This is a genomic window from Fictibacillus nanhaiensis (assembly GCF_036213205.1).
Lineage (GTDB): Bacteria > Bacillota > Bacilli > Bacillales > Fictibacillaceae > Fictibacillus > Fictibacillus nanhaiensis_E.
Genome location: NZ_JARMFC010000033.1, coordinates 1 through 24,152 on the forward strand (window position 1 = coordinate 1; position 24,152 = coordinate 24,152).

Here is a 24,152-nt window from a genome sequence, read left to right on the forward strand (position 1 = left end):
TTCGGGTTACAGTTCAATTATACGGGTCCCTTTTTTTAGTTATAATTTAGTTGTTAAGTTGTTTGTTATGAAAGAAGAGTGAGGAACGAAAAAATTATTAAAGAACGAAATTACATATAATAAGTATTATTAGCCTGCAGAGACAAACGTTTAGTGGTGCAAAACTATGCACCACTTTTCTCATTTTAGTACACACAGTCCGCTCACTGGTGCATTTTGCACCACTTATGCACCATTTTACTACTTCATGAGCGGAACCTGTGTATCAAAACGAACCATAAAATGCACCACTTGCACCACTGAAATCTTATTTTCAGCGGAACTTGGGTAGTATCGGAACATATGAAAACAGTGGTTTTACAGGATAATCCATCCAATTTACAAATGATGTTTTAACGAAACCTGACGAAATCTAGCGAAGTGTGTGCGATAAAAATGCACCACTTCGGTATACATTTTGAGCGGAACTCGTGTAGTAGTCTTTTACTAAAAGAAAGAATAAACCTTTATGTAGTAGGATTTGCGGCGCTTCATCACAAAGTACACAGAGTACGCTCAGGTGGTGCATTTTACGTGTAATGGTGCAAAACAGAAGCGGAACGTGCATGATAAAAAAATAGAACCACTTTTTTTGTCCCTTGAGCCACATGGTCTCAAGGGGCTTTTTGGGTTTGGTGCATTTTCCTTAGAGAACACCCTTTTTCAAGATGCAACTTCGTTATACTTTCTCCAACAAACGGAAACATCTCGTTGTGATGAGGGAGAGCTGTGTCAAAAACAGGCTCTTTCTATCGGAGAAACAAAAAATTCGGAGTGAAAGAGGGTGTCGTTGGTGCAAAACGTGAATAAAAAACAGAATTCTGTTGTCTCTATACCGGATATTCTATCATTCATGACTCATGACAGCCTTATGCTCTACAAGAAAAAGGGAACTTCTGCACCACTTCGTAACGTGGTGCGTTTTACAGAAGCTGAAAAAAATGCACCACATAAACGTGGTGTTGTGTTCGTGTCGTCTTCGAAAGAAGATCTCACAGAAGGGAAAGGACTCGTCGTTACGTCTTATGAGACCTTACAAGAGAAGTATCGCCACCTCTCACACTGGACACCAAACACGTTTCGCGGTGGCACGTATTATGACTTTAAAAACCGTATCATCAAAGGACACGAGCGGGAGAACCTCAAACAGATCAACGTGATCTCTCTTGATATCGATACGAAGAGTGCAGATCTTTACGCGCTTTACATCGGGTGCGAAGAGTTAGGGTTGCCACGTCCGAACTTGCTGCTTCAGACACCTCGTGGATACCAGGTGTTCTTTGTGTTGTCATCTCCTTTTTATATCACGAACCGAGAACAATACAAGAGTCTACGCATCGCAGAGAGACTGTCCAACAACATCCGCCGTGCACTAAAAAATTATGCACCAGTCGATACGAACTGTGTGCCTTTTGGGTTTTACCGGATCCCAAAAGAAGAGAACGTTCTCGATTACTACACAACACCTGCTGACACGGCGTCACTCATCTCATGGTCCGTAAACTATGAAAAGCGAAACATGTTCTCTGTGATCTATTCGAACCAAACAAGAGAAGACGATGTTACACAATCTGACTGGTACCGAGCACTCATCACGTCAAAACGAATCGACTCTGGCTACCACGGTTCAAGTCGTAACAACGCACTCATGACGCTCGCTCTTGCCAACTATCAGAGCGGGAGAGAACTAGAAGGGGCGTATGATGAACTCGATCAGTTCAACTCGAACATGGTGAAGCCACTAAACAAGCAAGAGTTCGAACGTACGTTAAAAAGTGCGTACTCTGGTAAGTATAAAGGAGTGAAGCGTTCTTATGTAGAGAGCCTCCTCGAGCTCTGGACGGATGGACAAGCTCAGTTCGTAGGACGAGAAGGGTGGTATAAGTTTAAAAAGCCACGCGAAGAACGAACACGCTCTCACTATGATGAACGAGAAAGTGACCTACTAACGGTTTTAAAAGAAAAAACAACAGGTGTGAACCCATACCTAGAAGGGTCACTTCGAATGCTCGCAGAAACTTGCGGCATGGCACTATCTACGTTAAAAGAAGTGTTAAAGAAGTCGAAACAAATCATCAAGCAGACGATCGGCCGCGGTCGAAACGCGGTTACAAAGATCGCATCCAAATCCGTACTATTTCAGCACTTGATCGAGACGCGACAACAAAGAACGCCAGAAGCGCAGCTGGCGTTTATAGACCTGTTGCCAAAGCGTGATCAAGCATTCATCGGGATCAACCAGAACGATAAAACAACGGTTCCATTTCTGATAAACGGTTCGCTACCAAGAAGTCGGTCGGGTTGACATTAAATGAGCCAGTGTGCCAATACATATCAAAATTCTCCTGTCTGCTCTCTTAGGATCTTCAGGGTTATTGCAGAATAATGGAGTGAGAGGGAGTAGTTAAAGAGTTAGAGGAGAAGGGTTCTGGTACGTGAAATTATAGAGATTTGTAGTAAGATAATATTATTGTAAGAAAATTCTGATAGTAGTTTAGTTATATTTTCCAGTGTATCTATTGCCAAACGTGCGTTCTTTAGTGTAATCTGCAGGCAACTAGATCAGATTTCATCGAGGCCATAATCGAGAGCGTAGGAGAGTTGGTGTTTTTTCACGGTGTATTATGGGTTCGATTATGAGTAAGAATGCAATGATACAAGGAGATTCCGGCATTTCTCTTTTTTCTCGTCCCGCATCCAAGACCTCATACCCACAACGTACATGTGACTATGAGGTCTTGGACGACTCGTTAAAAAGAGAAGCCGGAAAAGAAGAGTATGAGAATAAAAGAGTAAGAGGTTGAGTGTGGGAGGTGGGAAGAAAGTTAGGGAAAAATAATAATAAGGTCAAGAGAAAGTAGTTCAAGTGATAAACATCAAAAGCAAAAACCAGCAGTTCAAGTTCAAGTAAGTGGAGGGTAGTTCAAGTGCGGCAAGTAATCTTAGAATGTGTTTTCAGTGATGTTAGGAATAGTGAGCAGCTGATCTAGTGTAGAACATTTCATATCAGTAAGGTGGTGGAACGTGTTATACAAGTACAGTACGTTACAACCAAAAGATGTGGAGTACCTGACGTTTATCTTAAGAAACGGCATCGTGACGCATAAACAAGTGATGTTGAAGTTTCAAGAAAATCATGTGAACCAAGCGTATCGGCGACTTCAGAAACTAACGAACCAAGGTTATCTTGTGAACAAACGGATCGCATCTAGACTCGGCGTGTATTACGCCACGACAGAAGCTCGGCAGCAAGTGGAAGCGGAAGTGACGGTACCGAAGTCTGTGAGTCTAAACACGGCGCAGCATACACTTCTCTTAACAGATCTTCTGTTGTTTTATGAGTATCAGTTCAAACAGAAGGGGATACCGTTCTCGTATCATACGGAACGTGAACTGCGGTATAGGATTGTCGGACAAGGGTCGAACCAAGAGAAACTTCGGAACTACAACAACCGACGAGACCGGATACCAGACGCCCTCTTTTTTGTGAAAAGAAGTGATGATTCTGTGAACCGGATCTGGATCGAACTCGAACTCACGAAGAAAGAGAACAAAAGGTATCGAGATAAGTTTAGAATGTTTGAACGAGTGTTAAGTGAAGGTGAATACGACAACGTGTTCTATTTCACGCATACCGGTCACATCAGAAACACGATCAACCGGATGAGCAGCGATCTCACGAACGGTCATCGGATCTTAGTGAAAGATATCCCAGATGCGATTCTTAACGACAAGTGGGAGGAGGTGACGAACGTTGGAACCTCTGATGGAGAGTCGGGAACAACCGCAAAGTGACACTGATCGAATGATCGGAGACCTGGTTCTCTACCTGTGTGTAGGCGTACTGATCCTATTCTTCATCGTACCTGCAGTAACAGGGTTGTTACCGTTCTTTCTTCTCTACACGATAAAACGAGATCTATACGCTTATCTTTGTTTGATTACAGGCTGTATCATTCTGATGATTCTGTACGCCTCTGAAACGCTTCTCAGTTATCTTGGTGTACTTTCCGGCGTAAACGTACCGTTCGTGACTCATCTCGTTGAACAGTTGTTTAACAATAACAAATCCTTTTCTGTTTCACCTGCGAGTTATCTGAGTGTGCTTGCTCTTTCATTGATCTTTGGCTTTCTGTATTACATCTATGGCACATACTTCTTCAAAAGACGAATCACCACAAAGTCTGAAGAGGTGAAAAGAAGAAAAGACGAAGGACGTTACAAGCGTTTTCGTGACAAACGAGTGAGTTTTCTATCTCAGAAACAGCTTCAGTACCGAACTACAGAGAAACAGTCACCGTTCATCGGGTACACAGACACCGGAGAACACTTAGAACTAAAACCTCATGAGATGAACTATCATATGCTCGCGACAGGCGGTACGGGGACAGGGAAGACGACCCTCATCGCTTCGATCATGGAGAGCGCGTTAAAACAGAACAAGCCCGTCATCTTCTTTGACGGTAAAGGCGAACGTAAATCGATGCTCGAGTTCAAAGCATTAGCCGAAGCCTATGGAAAAGAGGTGTATCTCTTTTCTGAATCCGACCACCACACCTACAATCCGATAAAAAACGGCACACCGACCGAAACGAGGGACAAACTCATGTCACTCTTCTCTTTTTCAAGTGAAGGAGACGGTGCGTACTATACGGATATCGCCTCACGCTACCTACAGCTCATCATCAAGCTCATCGACGAGTGTGACGAGACTCGCGATCTACACACCATCACGAAACTCACCAATTTAAGTCAGACCAAAAAGTTGTTTCAACAGAAGACAACGGAACAAGAGATCTCAGAAGAATATGAGACAACGATTGAAGTAGAACCACCACAGGACGATCTGGACGACTTCACAGGAACGCCAAAACAAAAAGAGACGAAAGTGATCACACAAACAAGAAACGTAAAGATATCGGTCCTGAATGAGAAGTTACAAAGAATAAAAAATACGCTCGATGACGAGTTTCCGAGCGAGATCGTAGAGAGTTGCCTCACACGGCTTCGTATGCAGCTTGGTGAACTGATCGAGAGTGATCTGGGTCACCTGTTCACGGAGAAGGAGGACGGCATCGATCTTCGAACCATCACAGAGAACAACAACGTGGTCATCTTTTCGGTCTCTGGCAGCCGTTATGCCGATTATATCAAGCGGATCGGAAAGCTCGTGATCCTCGACGTGAACTCGCTCGTCGCTCACAGACAAGCGAAGGGACGACAAGCGATATTCGCGGTGTATGACGAATTCAGTGCGTATGGTGATCGTCGGATGGTCGATATCGTGAACAAGTCACGTTCAGCCGGGTTCGAATGCATCATCTCTACCCAGACGTTATCTGACATTGATAGTGTAGATCCTGTGATGACTGAACAGATTATATCGAACTGTAACAGCATCGCAACGGGTCGCGTGAACTCCGCAAAAGACGCGGAGAGGATCGCAGAAGTGTTCGGAACGTATCAAGATCAAGAAGTGACGCAACAGGTGGAGAGGAAGAACAACCGACTCCGCCGGGAAGCAGATATGGGGACCGTTCGAGACGTAGAGCGGTTTAAAGCGAACCCACGTGAGATCAAGAACCTACAGATCGGAGAGATCTTCATCAACCGAAAGATGGTCGAAGAAGGACTCGGCGACACCTATTTTAGGCGTGTGTACGTGAGAAACGCGCTAGATCTAGGAGGACTGAACAGTGAAAAATCTATTCTCTATCCTTAAACGTAAGAAAAGACGTGTACCATCGGCTCGAATGAACTCAAGAAGTGTGGTGAGCTTTCTCTTTTGGATGGGTGTTCTTGCAATACTCTTCATCACCACTCAGTCGTATCTTCGTACCGCGTTTTTAAACGAAAAAGTGAACGGCTATCAAGATTCAACGGAACAAGAGCTAGAAAAAATGGTAGATGAAGGTTTCATCACCTCACCTGCAGGTGAAGCGTACACGGAAGAGTTCGTGAAATCTTTCATTAATATCCCAGTCACAGAAGAAGAACGAAAGAAACGAAGTGAGGATTTGAGTCGTTATCTCGCAGAAGGTCTCACATTACAGGATATCGAGAACAACACGAACTTTAAAGGAGAAAGAAAACTAACTAGCATTTCTCTTCATGAAAGGAGAGGAAAGGGTGAAAGCGCTTACTATACCTACAATGTTTCATATGAAACATTAAAAACACCACCTCTTCTGAAAAAGGGGGAAAAGAAGATCTCTGTCACGCCTCTTGCTAAGAAAGTGATGATTACGGTACTGGTTGGAACAGACGGTCAGAACTTTAACGTGATTGAACAGCCTTATTTTTCGAACGTTCCAAATGATACGAGACTCTCTGCCGTTAAGAACGGTGAGGACGACAGCAAGAAGAACCTTAAACAAGAAGATGAACTAAAAAGATTTGCGACCCAGTTCTTCACGTCTTACACCGAGAACACGGTGAGTGAGATGAGCTACCTCATGGAAACACCAGAGTCACTGAAAGATCTGTATCAGTATAGAGGGGTAGAGAACTTTAAGGTGTACGACAGTGAAAAAAACACGTACCTCATCAAAACGCTCGTCCTTTTAGAAGACGGGGAGACGGGGATCGTGACGAAGCAGCCGTTCTCGATATTAGTTGAGAAAAAACAGAACAAGTTCTACGTAAAAAAACTACTTCATTCGATAGGAGGGTAAAATTATGTTACCAGATCTTACTGGACTGACAGATTATGTGTCGACGCAAGTGGCAGCCGTACTCTTCATCATCATGATCGTAATGATCGTTCGCGCGTTTATCTCACAACGATGGGGCCAGTTCTTCTCAAGCTTCATCTTCGCGGTCGTCTGTTATGTGATCGTCGCGAATCCTGGTGAGTTTGAAGGCATCGCTAAAGCGTTATGGGATGGTGTGAAGAACGGAGGCCTCTCATGAGGCGGAGTTATAGTTACCGAAAGATGTGGCGTTATCCGATCAAGGTGTACAGCCTGGGTAAAGGAGATCGCGGACTCGTCTTCTCAAAAGGCATCGAAATACGCCAGATCGTGGTCGCAATCCTCATACTCAGTATCCTGTTGTTGTTTCGAAACACGCTCAGTTCATTCCTTCCCTCGTCTCTCACGCTCGCGTTCTACACAGTCGTGCCTTGGATGACGTCAGGACTTCTCTGCCGAGCGAGGATGGACGGCAAACGGTTGGATCGTTTTGTATCAGGACTGTTTCGGTACTCGCTTCATAAACGAGAGAGTTATTGTAGCGGGAGAAGAGTGGATTCGAATTATTCCGTCTCTACTCGATACGAACCTTTTAAAAGTTGAGGTGATATGATGTGCTGCAGTTTCCGATCCACAGAATAGAGAACAATCTTGTGATCACAAAGAGTGAAGACATCTGGAGTTATTACCGCGTGTTTGAGAACACGGTCGGAATCAACGAACAAGAAGCACTAGAGAACTTGGTGTACCGATTAGAAAAGCTCGCGTGGCAGCTGTCAGGATTCCTAGAGATCGACTATAAGATCCTTCCGGTACCCGTCGATATCGAGGCCCGAATTTCTAAACTACAGAATCAATACGAGGGTAAATATGCGTCAGTCGGTTCTTATTACAGTGAGCGGTTACGAGACATCCTGATCGAAGAAGCGAAAGATACGGTCGAGTACAAGTTCTTTGTTGGTATCAAGCTAGAACGTAATGAGAACGAACAAGGTAACATTCTCGGGACCACTATTCGCTCCCTAAAAGGACTGAACCGTTACGTGCAGCGACTCTCTGGTTATAACGGGATCGATCATGAGTTACTGAATCAGTATAAAGAGAGTGAAGAGAGTGCGTTCGCGACCCTTTCGTCCTACTTACCAGCAACAAGAGCAAAAAGAGAAGAACTTCACTACCTTTTTCGCCACTTCTTTACGCGTGGGATGAAGATTGAGAGAGAAGATGACGAATCGATCACGTCTCTAACAGAAGGAATTCTTCATCAGTCTGACGCCGGGTTCATCCGAATTCAACAGTTAGAGGATGAGAGTTATTGTGCGTTTCTACCTGTGACCGAGTTTCCGGTCGATATGAACGGACGGGCGTGGTCGTATTTCTTTCAAGAGCTCGGGTTTCCGGTGGAAGTGCATATCAGAACCCACTATAGGGAGAAAAAAGACGATTATAGCGAGACGAACAAGATCAAAAGAAGGTTTCGTGATCAAGACTCACAGCTGTTACAAGCAAATGAAGACGAAGACTCTCTCATCAACTCTGGAAGAACGCTTCTTCATGAGTTAGAGAACGACATCAAGAACCAAGGAAAACCGCTTCTTCGCACGTATACGCACTTCGTCGTGTGGGGGATCTCGAAGAGTGAGTGCCGAAGTCGGGTGACTCGTCTTAAACGAGCGTTTAAAGATCGAGGCGTGGAGGTGTTGCAGCCGCTCGCTGATCAACTGCTTCTTTTTCATCAGTCTATACCAGGAGCCGACTTAGTAGTACCCGACTGGGAACAGATCTTAACACCAGAATCTTTCAGCGATTCGCTCTTCTCACTCACCCGTAAAGTCGGGAACACGGTCGGTTTCTATCTCGGTAAAGACATCACGAGTCCAGGAGAAACGGTCGAGAACTCACCCTTTTTAGTCTTTTATCATCCGTTTCTAGGTCAGCTCGGTTTAAAAGGGTCTAAATACTCGTCACCTCACGTGACGATCTCAGGACCGACCGGGATGGGGAAATCATTTTTGTTGAAGGATATCTTGTTAAATGCGATCTTCTTCGGCGCAAAGATCCTGATGACGGATCCCAAGAACGAAGTCGAAAAGAAGTTTAAAGCGACGATCGGAGAAGAACAATCACCGTTCGCTGATCTTATAGAGAGCTTCAACTATATCACGTTCTCAAGTGATAAGCGTGACGCTGGTAAACTTGACCCGCTCACCTTTTTAGAGGGAGAAGAAGCGCATGATACAGCGGTCGCGATTCTTGAATACTTAGCAGAACTTCAGAGTCAGGAGAGAAACATCAAGACCGCCATCTATAAAGGGGTACGCCATGTGTTAACAACAGAACGGAAACCGGGACTGTTAAAGGTCGTCAAGTACCTTCAGTCGTCTGAAGATAAAGAAGTAAAGAACGTAGGCGACTTACTATATGAAGTGGGAACGAACGGTGTCGCGAAACTCATGTTCTCAAATGGAGACGTGTCTGGTATCTCCTTAAAAGAACAAGTGAACATTCTACAGATTCAAAACTTAACGCTTCCAGAAGACGGAGAAAAACCCGCTACACGTGATGAACATATTGCGGTCGCACTCATGATTCCGCTCGCGAAGTTCGCGACCAAGTTCGCTCGAGATGATTCGCAGACGAAGATCACGATCTTTGAAGAAGCGTGGATGTTAACAAACACCGGTCAGGGTCATAAACTCATTAAAGAGATGCTTCGTACGGGTCGTTCTCTACGATCTGCCGTCTATATCGTCACACAATCAACCGTTGATTATAACCGTGCCGACGTGAAAGAAGGAATCGGGACCAAGTTCTCGTTCAAAGCGAAGACGATTGAAGAAGCGGGGAACATCATCGAGTTTCTTGGCATCGAAGACAACAAAGAGAACCGAGAGCTGTTAAAGAACTTGAGTGAAGGACAGTGTGTGATGGAAGACATCTATGGTCGCACGGCAAAGATCCAGATCGATGTACCGTTCAACGAATGGAAAGACGCTTTCAACACAAAAGAAGAGGATAAAGGAAGACGGGAAACAGAGGAGGCTTTCATCTGATGAAACAAACGTATCTCATACTACCACTAACTCTACTCCTATTAGTAGGCTGTAGCGGAACAGAACCCGAAGACATCGCTAAAGTCGCTTATGATTGGGAGAAAGCCTATTTTGACAGAGATTATGATGAACAACAAAAACTATTATTTAAAGATGGATCTTACGAAGTTAATAAAACGACCAAAAAGATCAATTCCGGTCTTGCATACAAAGATATACAATACGAAATCTATCCAACTAATGAATCGGATCAGTATTATGTGATGACGACATTTCGCAACCCTAATGGTGAGAACACAGTAGAAAATGAACTTCTCATTCGTGAAAAAGGAGAAGAGTGGAGGATCGATGTGGATAAGAGCATGAAGATCGACCGTGAGGATATCAGAGATAAGTATGAGTTAGAAACGTGTATTCATTGTAAAGATTAAGGGAGGGGTTTTGATGCACCACCTTAAAAGAATCTTAATCGCCTTCGTATTTTTGTTTCTTCTTCTACCGAGTAGTACGAACGCCAACGACCCCTCACCGACGATAGAGAAGAAGATCGAAAAGATCGGAAGAATCGAACTAGAACAGAGTCATTACCCGCTCGACAACTATAAGTTAGAAGCGGATATTGACGACGGTATCAAAGCAACAGGAGACCGAGCACTTCACTCCATCAATGCAGGATTATGGAGCTTTAATAAAGTGATCTCGTCGTTCACCTTATATGCCGTTAACCAGCTCATGAGTTTTGACCTCATCTCAATTATGGTAAAGAGTGCGGGTGAGATGAGTGAACGAATCTATACCATCATGGTGAGTACGTTTTTATCGCTTTTCATCATTATCGTCGGTGGAACAGCTGCTTATCGGTATTATGTGAACCAGCAGAGCGGACATGCCATCAAAGCCATAATCGGAGCACTCGTCATCATGGTCTTCACGTTCTGGTTTTATGAAGATACGACAGGGAATATCCAGCAGTTGAACCAATGGGGCTCAGACATCGAAGGAATCGCGAGTTCGGCTAATGTTCTTCTTACGTCAGAAACCATAGATGGCGACGAATCATTCAGTGCACAAGAAGGAACTGCAGTGTTGCAGAATCAGCTCTTCAACCTCATGGTGAAACGACCATACACCCTACTAAACTATGGTACAACGAAAGAAGAAGAGGTAAATAAAGAAGACCCTAATAGGTTAGAAAATCTACTAAAGATTAAACCTTACAATGAAGAGGGGAAAGATGCTCGAGGTCAAATAGTAGAACGAGAAGTTAGAGATTTCGAGAATAAACAAATGTCACCGGAGTATAGCGGGGAGCGGTTCGGCTACCTTATCATTACGATCATCTCGACGTTCAGTCTCGCGATACCGGTCATCTTGTTGTCTAGTTTTAAGTTTCTATTGCAGGTGTGGTTTTTAGCGCTTGTGATCTTCACGGCTATACCACTCATTCTCTCACTCATTCCGAGTTTCAGTGAGACGGCACTTAATCACTTTAAAAAGATCATCGGTGTGTTGCTGATGAAAGGTGGACTCGTGTTACTCACGTCTGTCATCACGGGCATGGCCACTTTAGTCTATGAATCTGTAAAGATATCAAACGGCATCGAAGGATACGCGTTCGTCGTGTTTTTGATTGTCCTCATCATCTGGGGACTTATGAAGTATCGTTCTGAGATCTTTGAAGTGGCTTCAAGCGGGATGGTGCAAGGTCAACAGATCGCAGAACGTATGACGTTTCAAGCAGCGAGTGCTGCAGGAGAAGTTGGTGAAAAAGGATATAGTGTGGCTAAACGGATGACGGGGAATAAATCGCACGGTCGAAACCATCAGTCGAAACACAAGAGCAGCAATGAACAACGCATGACGAACCAGGAAACATACCGTACTGACTCCTATAGCAATCAGTCAGACAAAAGAGAACCCGGTTTTAGTAAACGTGTCCTCTTCGATCAGGGACAAGGAAATAAAGAAGTCGCGGCAACTAGTTCGGCCAGAAAGAGTCTCTTTGGTGTTGTGAGTTTAAAAGATTATAAACAAGATAAAAAGAGCGAAAAAGAAACTCAACAAAGAAAGACCGAGCAACACCTAACGCCGAAGGTTGCGAATCAGACGGCATCTGCTTACCGTAACCCTGGAACGGTGAGTGATAAGAGAACAGAACCCAAAAGGGCTAACTATGTGGTACGTGAAGAGAGACCACAACAGAGCAGTGCTCGAAGTGTGAAGCATATCACCCGGTATGAGGCACAAAAGCAGATCGATGCGAGGAAGCTTCAAGAAATTAATAATGAGAAGAGGCGAAGTGAAGGCAGACACTGAGGATAGGAGGAGTTTTACATGCAAAGTGTGTTACGTAAGACCGCCAAACGTTCGATCAAAGCATATCTTTTAACAAGACCCACCACATGGCTCCTTCTTCTTGGTGTTCTACTTCTTACGAGTCTGATCGGTATCGCGCTATTTGTCGCGCTATCACTTGGTGGGGATAAAGATCTAGATGAAGACTTTTATAGCCCGTCAATGGACGGGAACGCACAGATCACCAAAGAAGTGTTACGGTGGGAACCACTCATACGAAAGTATGCGGAGAAAGAAGGGATCTCTGAACAAGTGGGTCTTTTACTCGCTCTAGTCCAACAAGAATCAGGAGGTCGGCATCTGGACGTGATGCAATCGTCTGAATCATTAGGGTTACCACGTGGAGCATTGATCGACCCAGAGTACTCGATACAAGCGGGGGTCAAGTACTTTGCGGATGTGTTGAAGCAATCGGACGGTGATATCAAGATCGCACTTCAGTCATATAACTTTGGAGCGGGATTCATCCCGTACGCGAAAGAAAACGGCGGGTACTCGAAAGAAGTCGCCACTGACTTTAGTAAAATGATGGCAGCTAAACAAGGTTGGGAGAGTTATGGTGATGTTCATTACGTGGACCATGTGCTTCGTTATGTGAACGGAAGTGGTCCGACAGTCTCAAACGGAAACCAAGCGTTCGATGTAGAACGCGTACATAACGTGATGAAAAACTATCTTGGGTTTCCTTACGTATGGGGAGGACGAAAACCCGCTGCAGGAGGGTTTGATTGTTCAGGACTGTTAGAATACGCATTCGGACTGAACGGGAAACCGTTAAACGGGACAGCTCAGACTCAATACGATGTGACGGTTCCCGTGTCAGAGGAGGAAATCAGACCAGGGGATCTCGTCTTCTTCTCTACGTATAAAGCGGGTGCGAGTCATGTGGGGATGTATGTAGGAAACGATCAGTTTATCAATGCGAATGACAACGGAGTGGAGTATTCATCCGTTACCGAGTGGAAACAGCTGTATCCGTTCTTAGGATACCGACGCGTATTATAAGGAGGGTTGAGACATGGAACGAAGAACGTCATTTTTTCTCATGTTTGCAGGCATCATCATGATGGTGCTTGTTATCCTATATGTGTTCAGTCTGAGAAGTCAGCTCTCTGATGTACGAGCCAACCAGGAGAATTACAAACAACAAATAGAAGCGTTCTCTCATATCGAGCCATCTCAAGCGGAACAAGTGAACAGGAAGTTTTTAAAGTCTTTCTTCACGTATGACAATCCGAGTGAGCGGTATCAGAACATCAAACCCCTTATGACCGCATCAGGCTTTAGAGCCACTCATCCTTCAGGTAACGGATTACCTCAATCAAAAGAAGACGTTTCGTCTTCTATCGGGAACATCAAACTCTTCAAACATGAAGTGTCTAAAACTGAAATCGAGTTTCTAAATGAATTCAAAGTGACAACAGACTATAACGATGTAGGATCAACAGAGAAAATGGTGGTTAAGACTGAATTAATCTATGTAGGGGGAGAAGGTTGGAAAATACAAGACATATATGTTGTTTAAAACATATATAACAACATATACAAATATGTGTTAATTAAAATACTAATTCCGAGAGCAGTGTTTTAATTTTGAGGCTTTAGGTATTGGATCAAGTTAGGTGAATGTGCCAAGTGATTATTATTAATCCGATTACTAAAAATTATATGTGACAATTCAATTCTGTCACAAGATAAAAAGAAATTGAATCTGCTGAACAAATTAATGGTAACATAAAGGTCAAAAAGCAGTTATTATTGATTTACTTAGAAAATGGATAGGTGCTAGTAAGATAGGTAAAGGTACATACAATACATTGATTTTTATAAAGAGATACTTGTGAAAAAACTCCACTGACACATAAAAATCAATTTGGATGAGATAGGAATACGGGTAAGTGTGGCTTCTAATAAATATAATTAAACTCACAAAGTTAATACTAAAAACAGTCTTAGTTTAGTTCAAATTTAAGGTGAAAAAATTTGGTAATTATAGTATAATTTTCAAATGAGTATGTAAGCATAAAGGACAATTGAAATAAAAGATTGATTGGAGGTTCCAATGGGCTGGTTAAAGAAAAGCTTGATTTATTTTTTAGCTGTATATATTAGTTTAATGGTTTATGATTTTATTGTTCATGATAAATTAGAGTGGGCTGAAAATATAATAATGCCATTAATGTTTGCGGCAGTAGTATCCTTTCTTGAGTGGGGAAAACCTAAGAATAAAGATAATAAAAATTCGATCACATAATTATGTGATCGAATTTTATTTTTACCAGCCATGTTCTTGATAAACACACGTCGTATAGTAATAACCAAGTTGTACTGCCAGGGATATTGCATTTCCTCTAACACCAGCAGCAATAAGTTTTTTTGCAGCTTTCTCATATTTCTTTTCTACTATATATGTAACAACTGTACTTATGAATTGTAGTGTTAAAAATTCACCAATATTATTTTTTATTTTTTTATTTATGCAACGGTCTACCGCGGCTGATTTTTGAGGCCCGTTTTTGTCTACTACTTGAGGTTTAGCCGTCATTTCTAGTTTTAATTGTTCCAATTCTGGACTAGTACCATACTTTTCCTCAACTTTCTCAAAATCAAAGCCAATTACATTTCCACTAATGTCTGTTAGAGCAGCTTCTTCAAACAAATATTCTAGTTTTTCAGCTAGATCTTCTACTTGTACTTGTTCTTCCTCAATCGTAATTGTACTTGCACTTGCTAAACCTGCTGAAGTACTTACGAATAAGGTCATTGTTAAACTCATAACCAAAATAATCTTTAAAAACTTCATTAAGTTCTCCTTTCTGTTAAATGAATTTATTTACATTAACACCAATATTATACATATAGGAATAAGAGATTACTAGTCTTATTGTAAAATAATTGAAAATATGGTTTATATCCTTAAAAACCGAAATTCCCATCTCATTGAACTAAACATCTTATGTGTGAACTACACAACTTAATTATGGATCGTACAACTTTAGTATGATTTAAAATTAGCACTCATTCTTTAAAGAGTGGGGATTTTTGTAAAAAAACAATTAGATACTCTTGAAGTATTAAATTACAATTTTGTAATTTAATGTTAAAATTATCCTGTCAACAAATATAAAACGGATTAATAAGACGTTAAAAAAATTAAAAAAGCTAAAGTCTAACATTTATCGGACAGATCAAAAAGAAACGATCATAGTAGTAAGTGAAATAAACAGATAGATGTAAAGAGGGGGGCATTATGTTACGTTCTTTTTTGGTTAAAGGCATATTATCCATGGTGGGTATTATTTTCATCAGTGCTATTCCGTTCGCATTCATCGGAGCTTCTTTTCAGTTTTCAAAGTACATAGAAGGACTATTTACTATTTTTCAGTCCTTGATAAGGCCGATGCAATTAACTTATATCGTAGAAGCTACGGAACGTTTGGTGTTTCCATATGTTTGGGATCCTTATTCTTATTCCATGACACTTTTGTTTTCCGCTTTTTTTATAGCCTTAGTTATTTCTGTGATTCTTAGTTTCGTAGTTTCACTACTTCCTCACATGTTATATAAGTCCGTTAAATCTATTCTTTTTGTTTTTGAATCTGTTCCAGATGTGATGGTCGGAGTAACCATTCAGTTTTTTGTAATCTGGTATTTTAACAGACGAACACGTTGCTTTTTCCTGTTGCTTCATCATCGTTTCAACAGCCATACTTTATTCCAATCCTTTGTTTGACCATTCTGCCTCTGGTCATTATGTTTAGAACCATTCTGTACCATATTGAGCAAGAATGGGAAGAGAACTACATACTCACAGTCAAAGGAAAAGGATTGACGAGAGTACATATCCTCATCCATCACATTCTGCCGAGAGCTTTTAAGAGTTTGTTTTTCCAATCAAAAGTGATTATCTGGTTCATGGTGTCCAATCTATTAGTCGTAGAATTATTGTTTAATATTTTTGGAATCACCAATTTTATCTTCACGTACGGTACACCAGTTCTTTTTTCTTTGTTCTGCATTCTTATCTTTTTACCAATATTCACGTTTATTAGTATCGGAGAATGGATGTCAGGAAGGGTCAATGTAGAGAAACAAGAGTCAGCACCAAACATATTCCCTGCGATTTTAAAAAAAGTGTTCTCTTTTTGTAAGTTAGCTTTGTTAAAAATGAACACGTTTTTCAAGCTGATGAAAGAGCCGTTGTTTGTGATCGGTTTTTGCTTTTTGGGTACGATGCTTTTTTTAAGTATCTATCATCATGTTCAATTTGATGGCGTCGTTCCGCAAACAGAAGTAATCTATGGTGAAGATGGTAAGACGCCGATCGATAAAGCATCTTTTGATCCTTCTCAACGCTTTTGGTTTGGTACCGATCAGTTTGGTTTCGATACGTTCTACAGGATCATTGCAGGAGCTAAGTATACATTGGGTCTTGCTTTGTTCATCAGTTTGTTGCGACTGGTTCTATCTTATATAGGAGGGTTCCTTCTTTACATGTCCACAAATCGTATTCGAAACGGGTTTGTAGGATTATCAGAAGCTCTTCAATACGTTCCGGTAGCGCTTCTCTGTTTTTTCATTCTGTATCCCATATCCGTATCAAGCTCGTTTTCGTTTTGGGATAAAGGGATATTTCAAATTATAATCATGACGATCTTAGCCGTTCCGGTTACATCGGTCATGTTCTCTTCAGAGATAGGAGAGATCAACAAGCAAGAATTCATCACTGGAGCGAGAGTGTTAGGGGGAAATCGATTTCATGTGTTCTTTAAACACATACGGCCACATCTCACCCCGAAGTTATCATATATCTTTATCTCTCAACTCATGTTTGTGTTGATTCTCTTTTCTCATCTAGGCATGTTGAGGATGTTTTTCGGGGGAACTGTGTTAAGAGAATATACGATGGGTGTAGGTGACTTTATCCCTACTTCCGATTCAAACGAGTGGTCTGGCATGATCGGAGCGTATTACAATCAGATTTTGATCCGTCCTTATTTGATTCTAATACCTGTTATCTTCTTCTGCTTGTGTTTAATCGCTGCACAGTTCATGTTAAAAGGCTTAAAAATATCTACGAGTCACATCTATATCACGAACAAGTTTGAAAAGGTGAAAGTAGGTTCCTCTGTTGCGGTTGTTGTTCTTTTTCTCATACTAAACGGGATCGTTATCAATAAGTTTCATGAAGAGTTGGCACCAAAGAGTGTCACCGCTGCTACTGAAGTGAAGAAAGAACAAGATAAAGTTAAAGAAGAACCGGCAGAAGAAGTAGAGAAAAAAGTCGTAGCGTTGAACGCGGAGTTGGTAGCGAGTTTTGAAAAAGGAGTCATTCAACCCTTTCCGTTCGTAGTGGGGCAACCTCTGGATGAAAGTAAGGCAGGAAAACCCCAGTCATCCAAAACCTATGAAGATGGATTAACGGTTAATACATATCTATACGATGGATATGATTTGAGAGTAGGATTAAATCAAGAGAAACAAGTGAGCTCGATAAGCATCGAACTTCATACGAATCGGGATAATATCATAAAGGCCATGAATCAGAAACCCTTTGCAAAAAGCACTGATCGCCAATTTCTAGCATTCATTTCAGGAGATTTTCAAACTTCATTTTCCCGTCAAGGAGACGATATTTGGTGGGCATCGCTTCAGAAGAAGCAGGCTGAAGGTGTAGATTAAATAAAACGTGTTTCATCATTGACTACAAAGTAAATAAAGACCAACAGATTGAAACCGTGTGGCGATTCATTAATAAAGTTAAGAGATAGCTCCATTTGTATCAACTAAAAAAATCAATTAAGAAATAGCTTTTGGACTGTGGTCTATTAGCTATTATTTATTTGGAGATCCAATCCTATTTAGATTGAAATGTCCATAACGTTACAAAAGTACACTTTTGCGAACAAGACATTGACATGTAAATAGTAAGAAGTTACAGCGTGCGTTAATGTGCATTTTTATTTTATGAACGTTCTAAATTTTCTATCTACTTTATTGAACTTTCTGGTAAAATATAGATATTAGTATATATAAGTGAAGGAGGTGAAGCAATAATGTTGATTCGAAAATTTGGCTACATTCGAGTGAGTAGTAAAGATCAACATGAGGGTCGGCAATTAGCTTCTATAAAAGATTTAGAAATTGATGACCGTGATATTTTTATCGATAAACAAAGTGGTCGTGATTTTCAGCGTGAACAATATCAATTGTTAAAAAGAATTTTGCGTCAAGGGGATATTTTGTACATCCATTCATTAGATCGGTTCGGAAGAAATAAAGAAGAAATTCTAACTGAATGGAATGAGATTACAAAAAATATACAAGCTGATATTGTTGTTCTCGATATGCCTTTGCTGGATACTACTCAATACAAAGATAGTTTAGGGACATTTATAGCTGATTTAGTTTTACAAATTCTATCATGGATGGCAGAAGAAGAAAGAACTCGTATTCGTAAAAGGCAGCGCGAAGGAATCGATAATGCTCTGCAAAGAGGAGTAGCTTTCGGAAGACCCAGAATACAAATTTCAGAGGAATTTAAACAAATATATAAAAAGTGGAAAAGAGGAGAACTAACAGCTGTAAAAGCGATGGAAGAAGTAGGGGTGAAAAAGACAACCTTCTATAGACTTGTTAGAGAACATGAAAAAGAGTTGAAAATAAATAATCAAGAAAGGCGAGGGAAATACAATGGCATATAGGTATATGTACGAGGTTGAAATAAAACACGAAGGGTTAAATAAGTATAGAGTTGTCAAAGGGTCTGATCGATATGTTGTTGAGCAAAAAGCAAATACTCAGTTGAAGCAATGGGAAGAGATGTGGCGAAAAAAACAAGAGGCAGAAAAAAAGAGAAAACAACGAGATAGCTTAGTAAAGGAAAAGGAAGCAAAAAAAGAGTTAGCTTTAGAACAAACAAAAGAAGCAGAAGAGAAATTACTTAATATTGAAAACACACTTATATACACTCTTAATATTGATGATAAGATCGATTGGGAAAGTTTAAAGGACTTAAGTGATTTTGAGAAACCTAAACCTTCACCACCATCTCTATTACATTTACCAGAAGAACCAATAAAAAGTTCAATAAAGTATCAGCCGAAGCTTAATATACTGGAAAAGATTTTACCTTCACTGCAAAACAAAAAAATTCAGGATTCAGAAGAATTATATACACAAGACTATAGAAACTGGGAAGAGGAAAAGGAAGATACTATTAAGAAAAATGAACAGGCACAAGCAAATTTTGAAATTCAATTAAAGCGATGGGAAGAAGAAGAAAAAAATTTTATTATACTTCAAACAGAAAAAAACGTAGCAATTGATAATCAAAAAGAAAATTATATTAAAGCTCTTCCTACAGCTGTTATTGATTACTGTGATATGGTGTTATCTAATTCAGAATACCCGGATGAATTTCCTCAAGAATTCGATATTGATTACAATCCAGATACGAAAATATTAGTAGTAGATTATTCATTACCTTCACCTGATAAGTTACCAACCTTAAAGGAAGTTAAGTATATTCAAAGTAAAGATGAGTTTAAAAATACTTACTTATCTTTGACAGTAGAAAATAAGTTATACGATAATCTCCTGTATCAAATTACATTGAGATCATTGCATGAATTATTTGAAGCTGACACGGTATCTGCAATTGAGTCCATTGTTTTTAATGGTTGGGTAAAATCAATCGATAGAGCAAAAGGTCAAGAAGTCAACGCTTGTATTCTAACAGTCCAAACTAATAAGGAAGAATTTATGGAAATTAACCTAGAACACGTTGAACCTAAAATGTGCTTTAAAAATCTAAAAGGAATTGGAAGCAGCAAACTACATAGTTTATCACCTATAGCCCCAATTATAAAAATAGATCGGGAGGATCCTCGGTTTGTATCTTCGTATGCTGTAGCCGACTCAATTAATGAAAACCTAAATATAGCAGCGATGGATTGGCAAGATTTTGAGCACTTAATACGTGAGTTATTCGAAAAAGAATTCAATCAGTCTGGTGGAGAAGTGAAAATTACTCGAGCAAGTAAAGATGGAGGGGTTGATGCGATCGCTTTTGACCCAGATCCATTACGTGGGGGTAAAGTAATAATTCAAGCCAAAAGATATACAAATGTAGTTGGCGTTTCAGCTGTTCGTGACTTGTATGGAACAATACTAAATGAAGGGGCGAACAAAGGATTATTAGTCTCGACTGCAGATTATGGGCCCGATGCATATGAATTTGCTAAAGGGAAACCTATTACACTTTTGAATGGAAACAATCTATTGCATTTATTACAGAAGCATGGCCATAAAGCAAAAATTGATCTTAAAGAAGCAAAAAAACAACTAATGGATAAAGAAAGAAACTAGAGTTTTAATTTTATTTTATTAGGCATAGTATAATGTTCCTTGTCAATTATGGCAGGGTTTTTTTAAAGAAAATAGAAGGATTAAAAGGTAATGTCGAGAATTGTATATTTATGTAAATGTAGAGAGGGCTTTTTTTAATGGGTGCATTTTGAGTTATCTTTTTGACCAACTCAAATTCCGTGAAGTATATAATGCTGTTTTTAGATATATAAGATTTTTAATGATTGCTTTACATAAAAATTGGGGGAAATAATATGCTTCTTAAGCAGTTAATTATTGAAAACTTTAGGAATTTTGAGAATATGGATATTGATTTAACTAACCGCAATATTATATTTGGATTAAACGATATAGGCAAGAGTAATTTTTTGTCTGCTATTCGGTTCTTATTGGATCGGAATTTTAGGAGAAATGGTTTAACGGATTCAGATTTCTATGATAAAGATACCAATAGAGAAATTGTTATTTCTCTTAAAATTGACATTGCTGATGATGAAGAAAATGATGATAATAAAAAAATTTATACAATGATGAGTGGTGCAATTCCATCAGGTGCTGAAGAAATTTATATTCAGCTAAAAGCAATATATGACGCTGAAGCTCTGATGGGGCAACCAAATCTTTTTTGGGGTGTTGATTTAGAAAATCTAGAAGCAATCCCAAGTAATCAGTCATTTTTTGAATTAGATAAATATTTTAATGTAGTTTATATAGACTCATCAATAAAGTTAGAAGATACATTTAAGAGATATACAAAAGAAATATTAAAGAGTGAGTCAAGTTTAAATGAGATTGAAAGAAAGGTTTTAAAAACACACATTAGTAATCTTAATAAGAGTGTAGGTAAGTTGAGTACAATTAAGGCATTTGAAAAGGAACTAAAAGATGAGTATAAAAAATTTAAAGATGACAAGAACTTTAAAGTATCTATTCAATCTGAAATTGAATTAAGCAATATTCATAGTAAACTCACACCGTATATACTCGACGAAAAAAATGAGAACTATCCGACTTCTGGAGATGGTAGAAAGAAAATTCTTGCTTACACATTACTTACGCTTGAGAACCGTAGACTTGAAGAAAGAAAGATAAATATATTTCTTGTTGAAGAACTAGAAAATCATTTACATAGGTCAATGCAAATTGCATTATCATATCAGATTTTTTCAGATGAGATATTTAAATATTTATTCATGACAACTCATTCTTCATTAATTGTAAGCCAGATGGATGAAGTCACACTTATAAAGCTATTTAAAGAGACTACAGTAAATGCAAAATCTTTTGTATATAGAGTGCCTGAAGATTATAAAACTTTAAAGCAAAAACTAAATCAAAATTTAGCTGAAGCAATTTACGCTGATGTAGTATTGCTTGTAGAGGGGCCTTCAGAGAAGATCCTATTTGAAAGAATTTTAAAAGAAAAGTGTGAAAGGTATGAGAGTTTTGGAGGCTATATTCTTGAAGTAGACGGGATTAATTTTAAGGAATATTATACGGTATTAACTGCACTTGGTATTAAAGTTATAGTTAAGACTGACAATGATCTTAAGAAGGTAAAAGGAAAAACAGAGTGCAATCTCTTAGGTGTAAACAGATGTCAAAGACTTATTGGCAGAAGAGAAATAATAAATTTAAAGGGTATTGACCTTATAAGATGGGAAAGGGATTCTCATTACATAGTCGAAAGAAAAAACTATGTCTTTAGCAAGTTACCTACAACTATCAAGAAGTTAAAAGAGAATAATATTTACCTATCGAGGGTTGATTTAGAAAATGATTTATATGAAGTTATTCCAGGGATTATGGATAAATTAGCAAGGGATAAAAATAGTACTAAAAATGGTATTGATTATTTACAAAGTGCAAAATTAATAAACATGATTGAATTAAGTACAGGTATTAGTAAAAATGGTATCGACAAAATTTATAAACATAAGCGATTCGAGTGTTTGAAAGTGTTGGTGGATTTATGTTGCCGGTAGATAAAGAAATCAGGGATGAGATTTTAAATACTTCAGGTAATATTGTAATAAGTGCAAGTGCAGGTACAGGTAAAACTCACACTACTATTCAACGGATTATAAAAGATACAGGAGACAATAATAATTATCAAACATTTGCAGCTGTTACATTTACAAGAAAAGCTGCAAAAGAAATTTTAAATCGATTAGGTCCAGATAAGGGTGAGGGGTTTGTTGGAACAAATGATAATTTTATATGGTTAGAGATAATTCAACCGTTTATGTACGATGTCTATGGATGTGATTTTAAAAGGGAAATCAAACCAGACTTCAATGATGAAAATCGTATTAGAACTTATGATGAAGGGTTAGAAAAAATCAGAGAGTCGCAATTAATGTGTAAGTATTTTAACGTTAAGAAAAACTTTGCATTCCAGCTTGCATTAAAGATTGTAAAGAATTCTCATTCTTCAAGAAGATATTTAAAAGCAAAATATTATCGGATTTATATTGATGAGTATCAAGATAGTGATGTAGACATGCATAACTTCTTTATGTATCTTTCCGATGAACTAGAGATACCGCTATTTATTGTTGGTGATTCTAAACAATCTATATATGGATGGAGGGGAGCTTATAGTAGTGGGTTTACTGGATTATTCACTAAGCCAACCTTTAAAAAATTTGAATTATGGAATAACTTTAGGTCAAATAAAGTTATTCAAAATTACTCCAATATTTTTATGGAAAGTGTAAGAAAACACTGTCAACAGACTGAATTTAACAATGAGATAATCGCTTTTAAATATATTGATGATACCGAAGTTATTAAATATATTATGGAATGGATTGATGTTAGTAAGAAATGTGCATTTTTAAACTTTAGTAATAGTAATTCTGAGTTCTGGAGTGAACAATTAAAATCTGTTGGAATTCCTTTTGTTTTTATTCCTGGATCACCTTTGGATTATTCTAATCTTGAGAGTGAACACATTTGGATAGCACGAGCTATAGCTAATTATTCATTGCAATATAGATATAGTGAGTATGATTTCATGGATGAAATACCGATGCCAGAAGCTTTTAGAATTTCTGATATTAAAACGATCCTAAAAGGTATTAAAGAATCACAGTATGAGATTAACTTATATAATGAAAATTGTATTAAGTTGTATGAGTACCTAGGTTATAGTGATGACTTAGAAAAAATTAAAAACGAGATAAGCATACTATTTAATGTTGTAAATGATGAAAAATACATACCTACATATAATCAGGATCGTCATAAATTAACTTCTGGAACAATCCACTCCTCAAAAGGACTAGAGTTTGAACAAGTAATAATAAACGCACAAGATTATGACATGTCAAGAGATGGAATCAACTATTTGCATTATGTTGCTATTTCTAGACCAGAAGAAAGGTTATTGATTATTGGACAAGATGGCTTAATGGAAAGGTATAAAAGTTATATAGAAAATGCACTTGTAGAAACTCAAAAAATAGGAATTAAAATTAGTATTGAGCAAGTAGTAAAGATCATAGAAAGTGACAAATCAATTTTGGTTGGAGAGAGTGTTACGGTATAGTTTACTAATAAAGATCGTAAAATTTCTTTAGGTTTACTTTTGGGTTTCTTTAGGGTAGAGTTTACCATTTATAGACAAGTTTTTTTATCT

General features: G+C 39.0%; 19 protein-coding genes. 18 read left to right on the forward strand and 1 reads right to left on the reverse strand.

The window, feature by feature from the left end; genetic code table 11:
• Window positions 1–823 precede the first annotated feature (823 nt).
• The 12 genes from P4V41_RS20445 (at window position 824) to P4V41_RS20500 (ending at window position 14,393) form a co-directional block, all read left to right on the forward strand.
• Window positions 824–2,344 carry a primase C-terminal domain-containing protein gene (locus tag P4V41_RS20445; RefSeq protein WP_328086992.1) on the forward strand — a complete coding sequence of 507 codons (1,521 nt, stop codon included), beginning with the start codon at window positions 824–826 and terminating at the stop codon, window positions 2,342–2,344.
• Window positions 2,345–3,063: 719 nt separating this feature from the next.
• Window positions 3,064–3,834, forward strand: a complete 771-nt coding sequence (locus P4V41_RS20450; protein WP_328086993.1) for a hypothetical protein — start codon at window positions 3,064–3,066, stop codon at window positions 3,832–3,834.
• On the forward strand, window positions 3,794–5,761 hold the full coding sequence (locus P4V41_RS20455) for a type IV secretion system DNA-binding domain-containing protein (protein WP_328086994.1): 1,968 nt from the start codon (window positions 3,794–3,796) through the stop codon (window positions 5,759–5,761). Before P4V41_RS20450 ends, P4V41_RS20455 begins: the two co-directional genes overlap by 41 nt.
• Window positions 5,736–6,713, forward strand: a complete 978-nt coding sequence (locus P4V41_RS20460; RefSeq protein ID WP_328086995.1) for a conjugal transfer protein — start codon at window positions 5,736–5,738, stop codon at window positions 6,711–6,713. The genes P4V41_RS20455 and P4V41_RS20460 overlap by 26 nt, the downstream gene beginning before the upstream one ends.
• Before the next feature lie 4 nt (window positions 6,714–6,717).
• Window positions 6,718–6,951, forward strand: coding sequence for a TcpD family membrane protein (locus P4V41_RS20465; RefSeq protein ID WP_066394966.1), 234 nt, complete (start codon window positions 6,718–6,720; stop codon window positions 6,949–6,951).
• Entirely contained in the window at window positions 6,948–7,334 is a 387-nt protein-coding gene (locus P4V41_RS20470; protein ID WP_328086996.1) for a TcpE family conjugal transfer membrane protein, read from the forward strand. Before P4V41_RS20465 ends, P4V41_RS20470 begins: the two co-directional genes overlap by 4 nt.
• A gap of 11 nt (window positions 7,335–7,345) precedes the next feature.
• Window positions 7,346–9,784: an ATP-binding protein gene (locus P4V41_RS20475; RefSeq protein ID WP_328086997.1), complete on the forward strand. Its 2,439-nt coding sequence runs from the start codon at window positions 7,346–7,348 to the stop codon at window positions 9,782–9,784.
• Entirely contained in the window at window positions 9,784–10,215 is a 432-nt protein-coding gene (locus P4V41_RS20480; RefSeq protein WP_328086998.1) for a hypothetical protein, read from the forward strand. The genes P4V41_RS20475 and P4V41_RS20480 overlap by 1 nt, the downstream gene beginning before the upstream one ends.
• A 13-nt stretch (window positions 10,216–10,228) precedes the next feature.
• Complete coding sequence (locus P4V41_RS20485) at window positions 10,229–12,100, forward strand: CD3337/EF1877 family mobilome membrane protein (protein WP_328086999.1); 1,872 nt, start codon at window positions 10,229–10,231, stop codon at window positions 12,098–12,100.
• Between the two features lie 18 nt (window positions 12,101–12,118).
• Window positions 12,119–13,144 carry a bifunctional lytic transglycosylase/C40 family peptidase gene (locus P4V41_RS20490; RefSeq protein WP_328087000.1) on the forward strand — a complete coding sequence of 342 codons (1,026 nt, stop codon included), beginning with the start codon at window positions 12,119–12,121 and terminating at the stop codon, window positions 13,142–13,144.
• 13 nt (window positions 13,145–13,157) lie between these two features.
• Window positions 13,158–13,664 (forward strand): hypothetical protein, encoded by a 507-nt coding sequence (locus P4V41_RS20495; RefSeq protein WP_328087001.1) that lies wholly within the window; start codon window positions 13,158–13,160, stop codon window positions 13,662–13,664.
• 537 nt (window positions 13,665–14,201) lie between these two features.
• Window positions 14,202–14,393: a hypothetical protein gene (locus P4V41_RS20500; protein WP_328087002.1), complete on the forward strand. Its 192-nt coding sequence runs from the start codon at window positions 14,202–14,204 to the stop codon at window positions 14,391–14,393.
• A gap of 21 nt (window positions 14,394–14,414) precedes the next feature.
• Here P4V41_RS20500 and P4V41_RS20505 read toward each other — a convergent pair whose 3' ends face one another.
• Window positions 14,415–14,942 (reverse strand): hypothetical protein, encoded by a 528-nt coding sequence (locus P4V41_RS20505; RefSeq protein ID WP_328087003.1) that lies wholly within the window; start codon window positions 14,940–14,942, stop codon window positions 14,415–14,417.
• A gap of 447 nt (window positions 14,943–15,389) precedes the next feature.
• Between P4V41_RS20505 and P4V41_RS20510 the strand changes: the two genes are divergently transcribed.
• The 6 genes from P4V41_RS20510 to P4V41_RS20535 all read left to right on the forward strand — a co-directional run bounded on the left by P4V41_RS20510 (window position 15,390) and on the right by P4V41_RS20535 (window position 24,062).
• Window positions 15,390–15,872: a hypothetical protein gene (locus P4V41_RS20510; RefSeq protein ID WP_328087004.1), complete on the forward strand. Its 483-nt coding sequence runs from the start codon at window positions 15,390–15,392 to the stop codon at window positions 15,870–15,872.
• Window positions 15,809–17,821, forward strand: a complete 2,013-nt coding sequence (locus tag P4V41_RS20515; RefSeq protein ID WP_328087005.1) for an ABC transporter permease subunit — start codon at window positions 15,809–15,811, stop codon at window positions 17,819–17,821. Before P4V41_RS20510 ends, P4V41_RS20515 begins: the two co-directional genes overlap by 64 nt.
• 374 nt (window positions 17,822–18,195) lie before the next feature.
• Complete coding sequence (locus tag P4V41_RS20520) at window positions 18,196–18,843, forward strand: recombinase family protein (protein ID WP_328087006.1); 648 nt, start codon at window positions 18,196–18,198, stop codon at window positions 18,841–18,843.
• Window positions 18,833–20,509: a restriction endonuclease gene (locus tag P4V41_RS20525; RefSeq protein WP_328087007.1), complete on the forward strand. Its 1,677-nt coding sequence runs from the start codon at window positions 18,833–18,835 to the stop codon at window positions 20,507–20,509. The genes P4V41_RS20520 and P4V41_RS20525 overlap by 11 nt, the downstream gene beginning before the upstream one ends.
• Before the next feature lie 254 nt (window positions 20,510–20,763).
• Window positions 20,764–22,494, forward strand: a complete 1,731-nt coding sequence (locus P4V41_RS20530; RefSeq protein WP_328087009.1) for an ATP-dependent nuclease — start codon at window positions 20,764–20,766, stop codon at window positions 22,492–22,494.
• Window positions 22,482–24,062, forward strand: coding sequence for a UvrD-helicase domain-containing protein (locus P4V41_RS20535; protein ID WP_328087010.1), 1,581 nt, complete (start codon window positions 22,482–22,484; stop codon window positions 24,060–24,062). The genes P4V41_RS20530 and P4V41_RS20535 overlap by 13 nt, the downstream gene beginning before the upstream one ends.
• The last annotated feature ends 90 nt before the right edge of the window (window positions 24,063–24,152 follow it).

Bases quoted from the DNA above. Each gene is read 5' to 3' on its own strand.
- P4V41_RS20530 (WP_328087009.1), top strand. From the start codon at position 20,764: ATGCTTCTTAAGCAGTTAATTATTGAAAACTTTAGGAATTTTGAGAAT.
- P4V41_RS20490 (WP_328087000.1), top strand. From the start codon at position 12,119: ATGCAAAGTGTGTTACGTAAGACCGCCAAACGTTCGATCAAAGCATAT.
- P4V41_RS20525 (WP_328087007.1), top strand. From the start codon at position 18,833: ATGGCATATAGGTATATGTACGAGGTTGAAATAAAACACGAAGGGTTA.
- P4V41_RS20480 (WP_328086998.1), top strand. From the start codon at position 9,784: ATGAAACAAACGTATCTCATACTACCACTAACTCTACTCCTATTAGTA.
- P4V41_RS20485 (WP_328086999.1), top strand. From the start codon at position 10,229: ATGCACCACCTTAAAAGAATCTTAATCGCCTTCGTATTTTTGTTTCTT.
- P4V41_RS20510 (WP_328087004.1), top strand. From the start codon at position 15,390: ATGTTACGTTCTTTTTTGGTTAAAGGCATATTATCCATGGTGGGTATT.
- P4V41_RS20470 (WP_328086996.1), top strand. From the start codon at position 6,948: ATGAGGCGGAGTTATAGTTACCGAAAGATGTGGCGTTATCCGATCAAG.
- P4V41_RS20495 (WP_328087001.1), top strand. From the start codon at position 13,158: ATGGAACGAAGAACGTCATTTTTTCTCATGTTTGCAGGCATCATCATG.
- P4V41_RS20500 (WP_328087002.1), top strand. From the start codon at position 14,202: ATGGGCTGGTTAAAGAAAAGCTTGATTTATTTTTTAGCTGTATATATT.
- P4V41_RS20520 (WP_328087006.1), top strand. From the start codon at position 18,196: ATGTTGATTCGAAAATTTGGCTACATTCGAGTGAGTAGTAAAGATCAA.
- P4V41_RS20535 (WP_328087010.1), top strand. From the start codon at position 22,482: ATGTTGCCGGTAGATAAAGAAATCAGGGATGAGATTTTAAATACTTCA.
- P4V41_RS20505 (WP_328087003.1), bottom strand. From the start codon at position 14,942: ATGAAGTTTTTAAAGATTATTTTGGTTATGAGTTTAACAATGACCTTA.
- P4V41_RS20465 (WP_066394966.1), top strand. From the start codon at position 6,718: ATGTTACCAGATCTTACTGGACTGACAGATTATGTGTCGACGCAAGTG.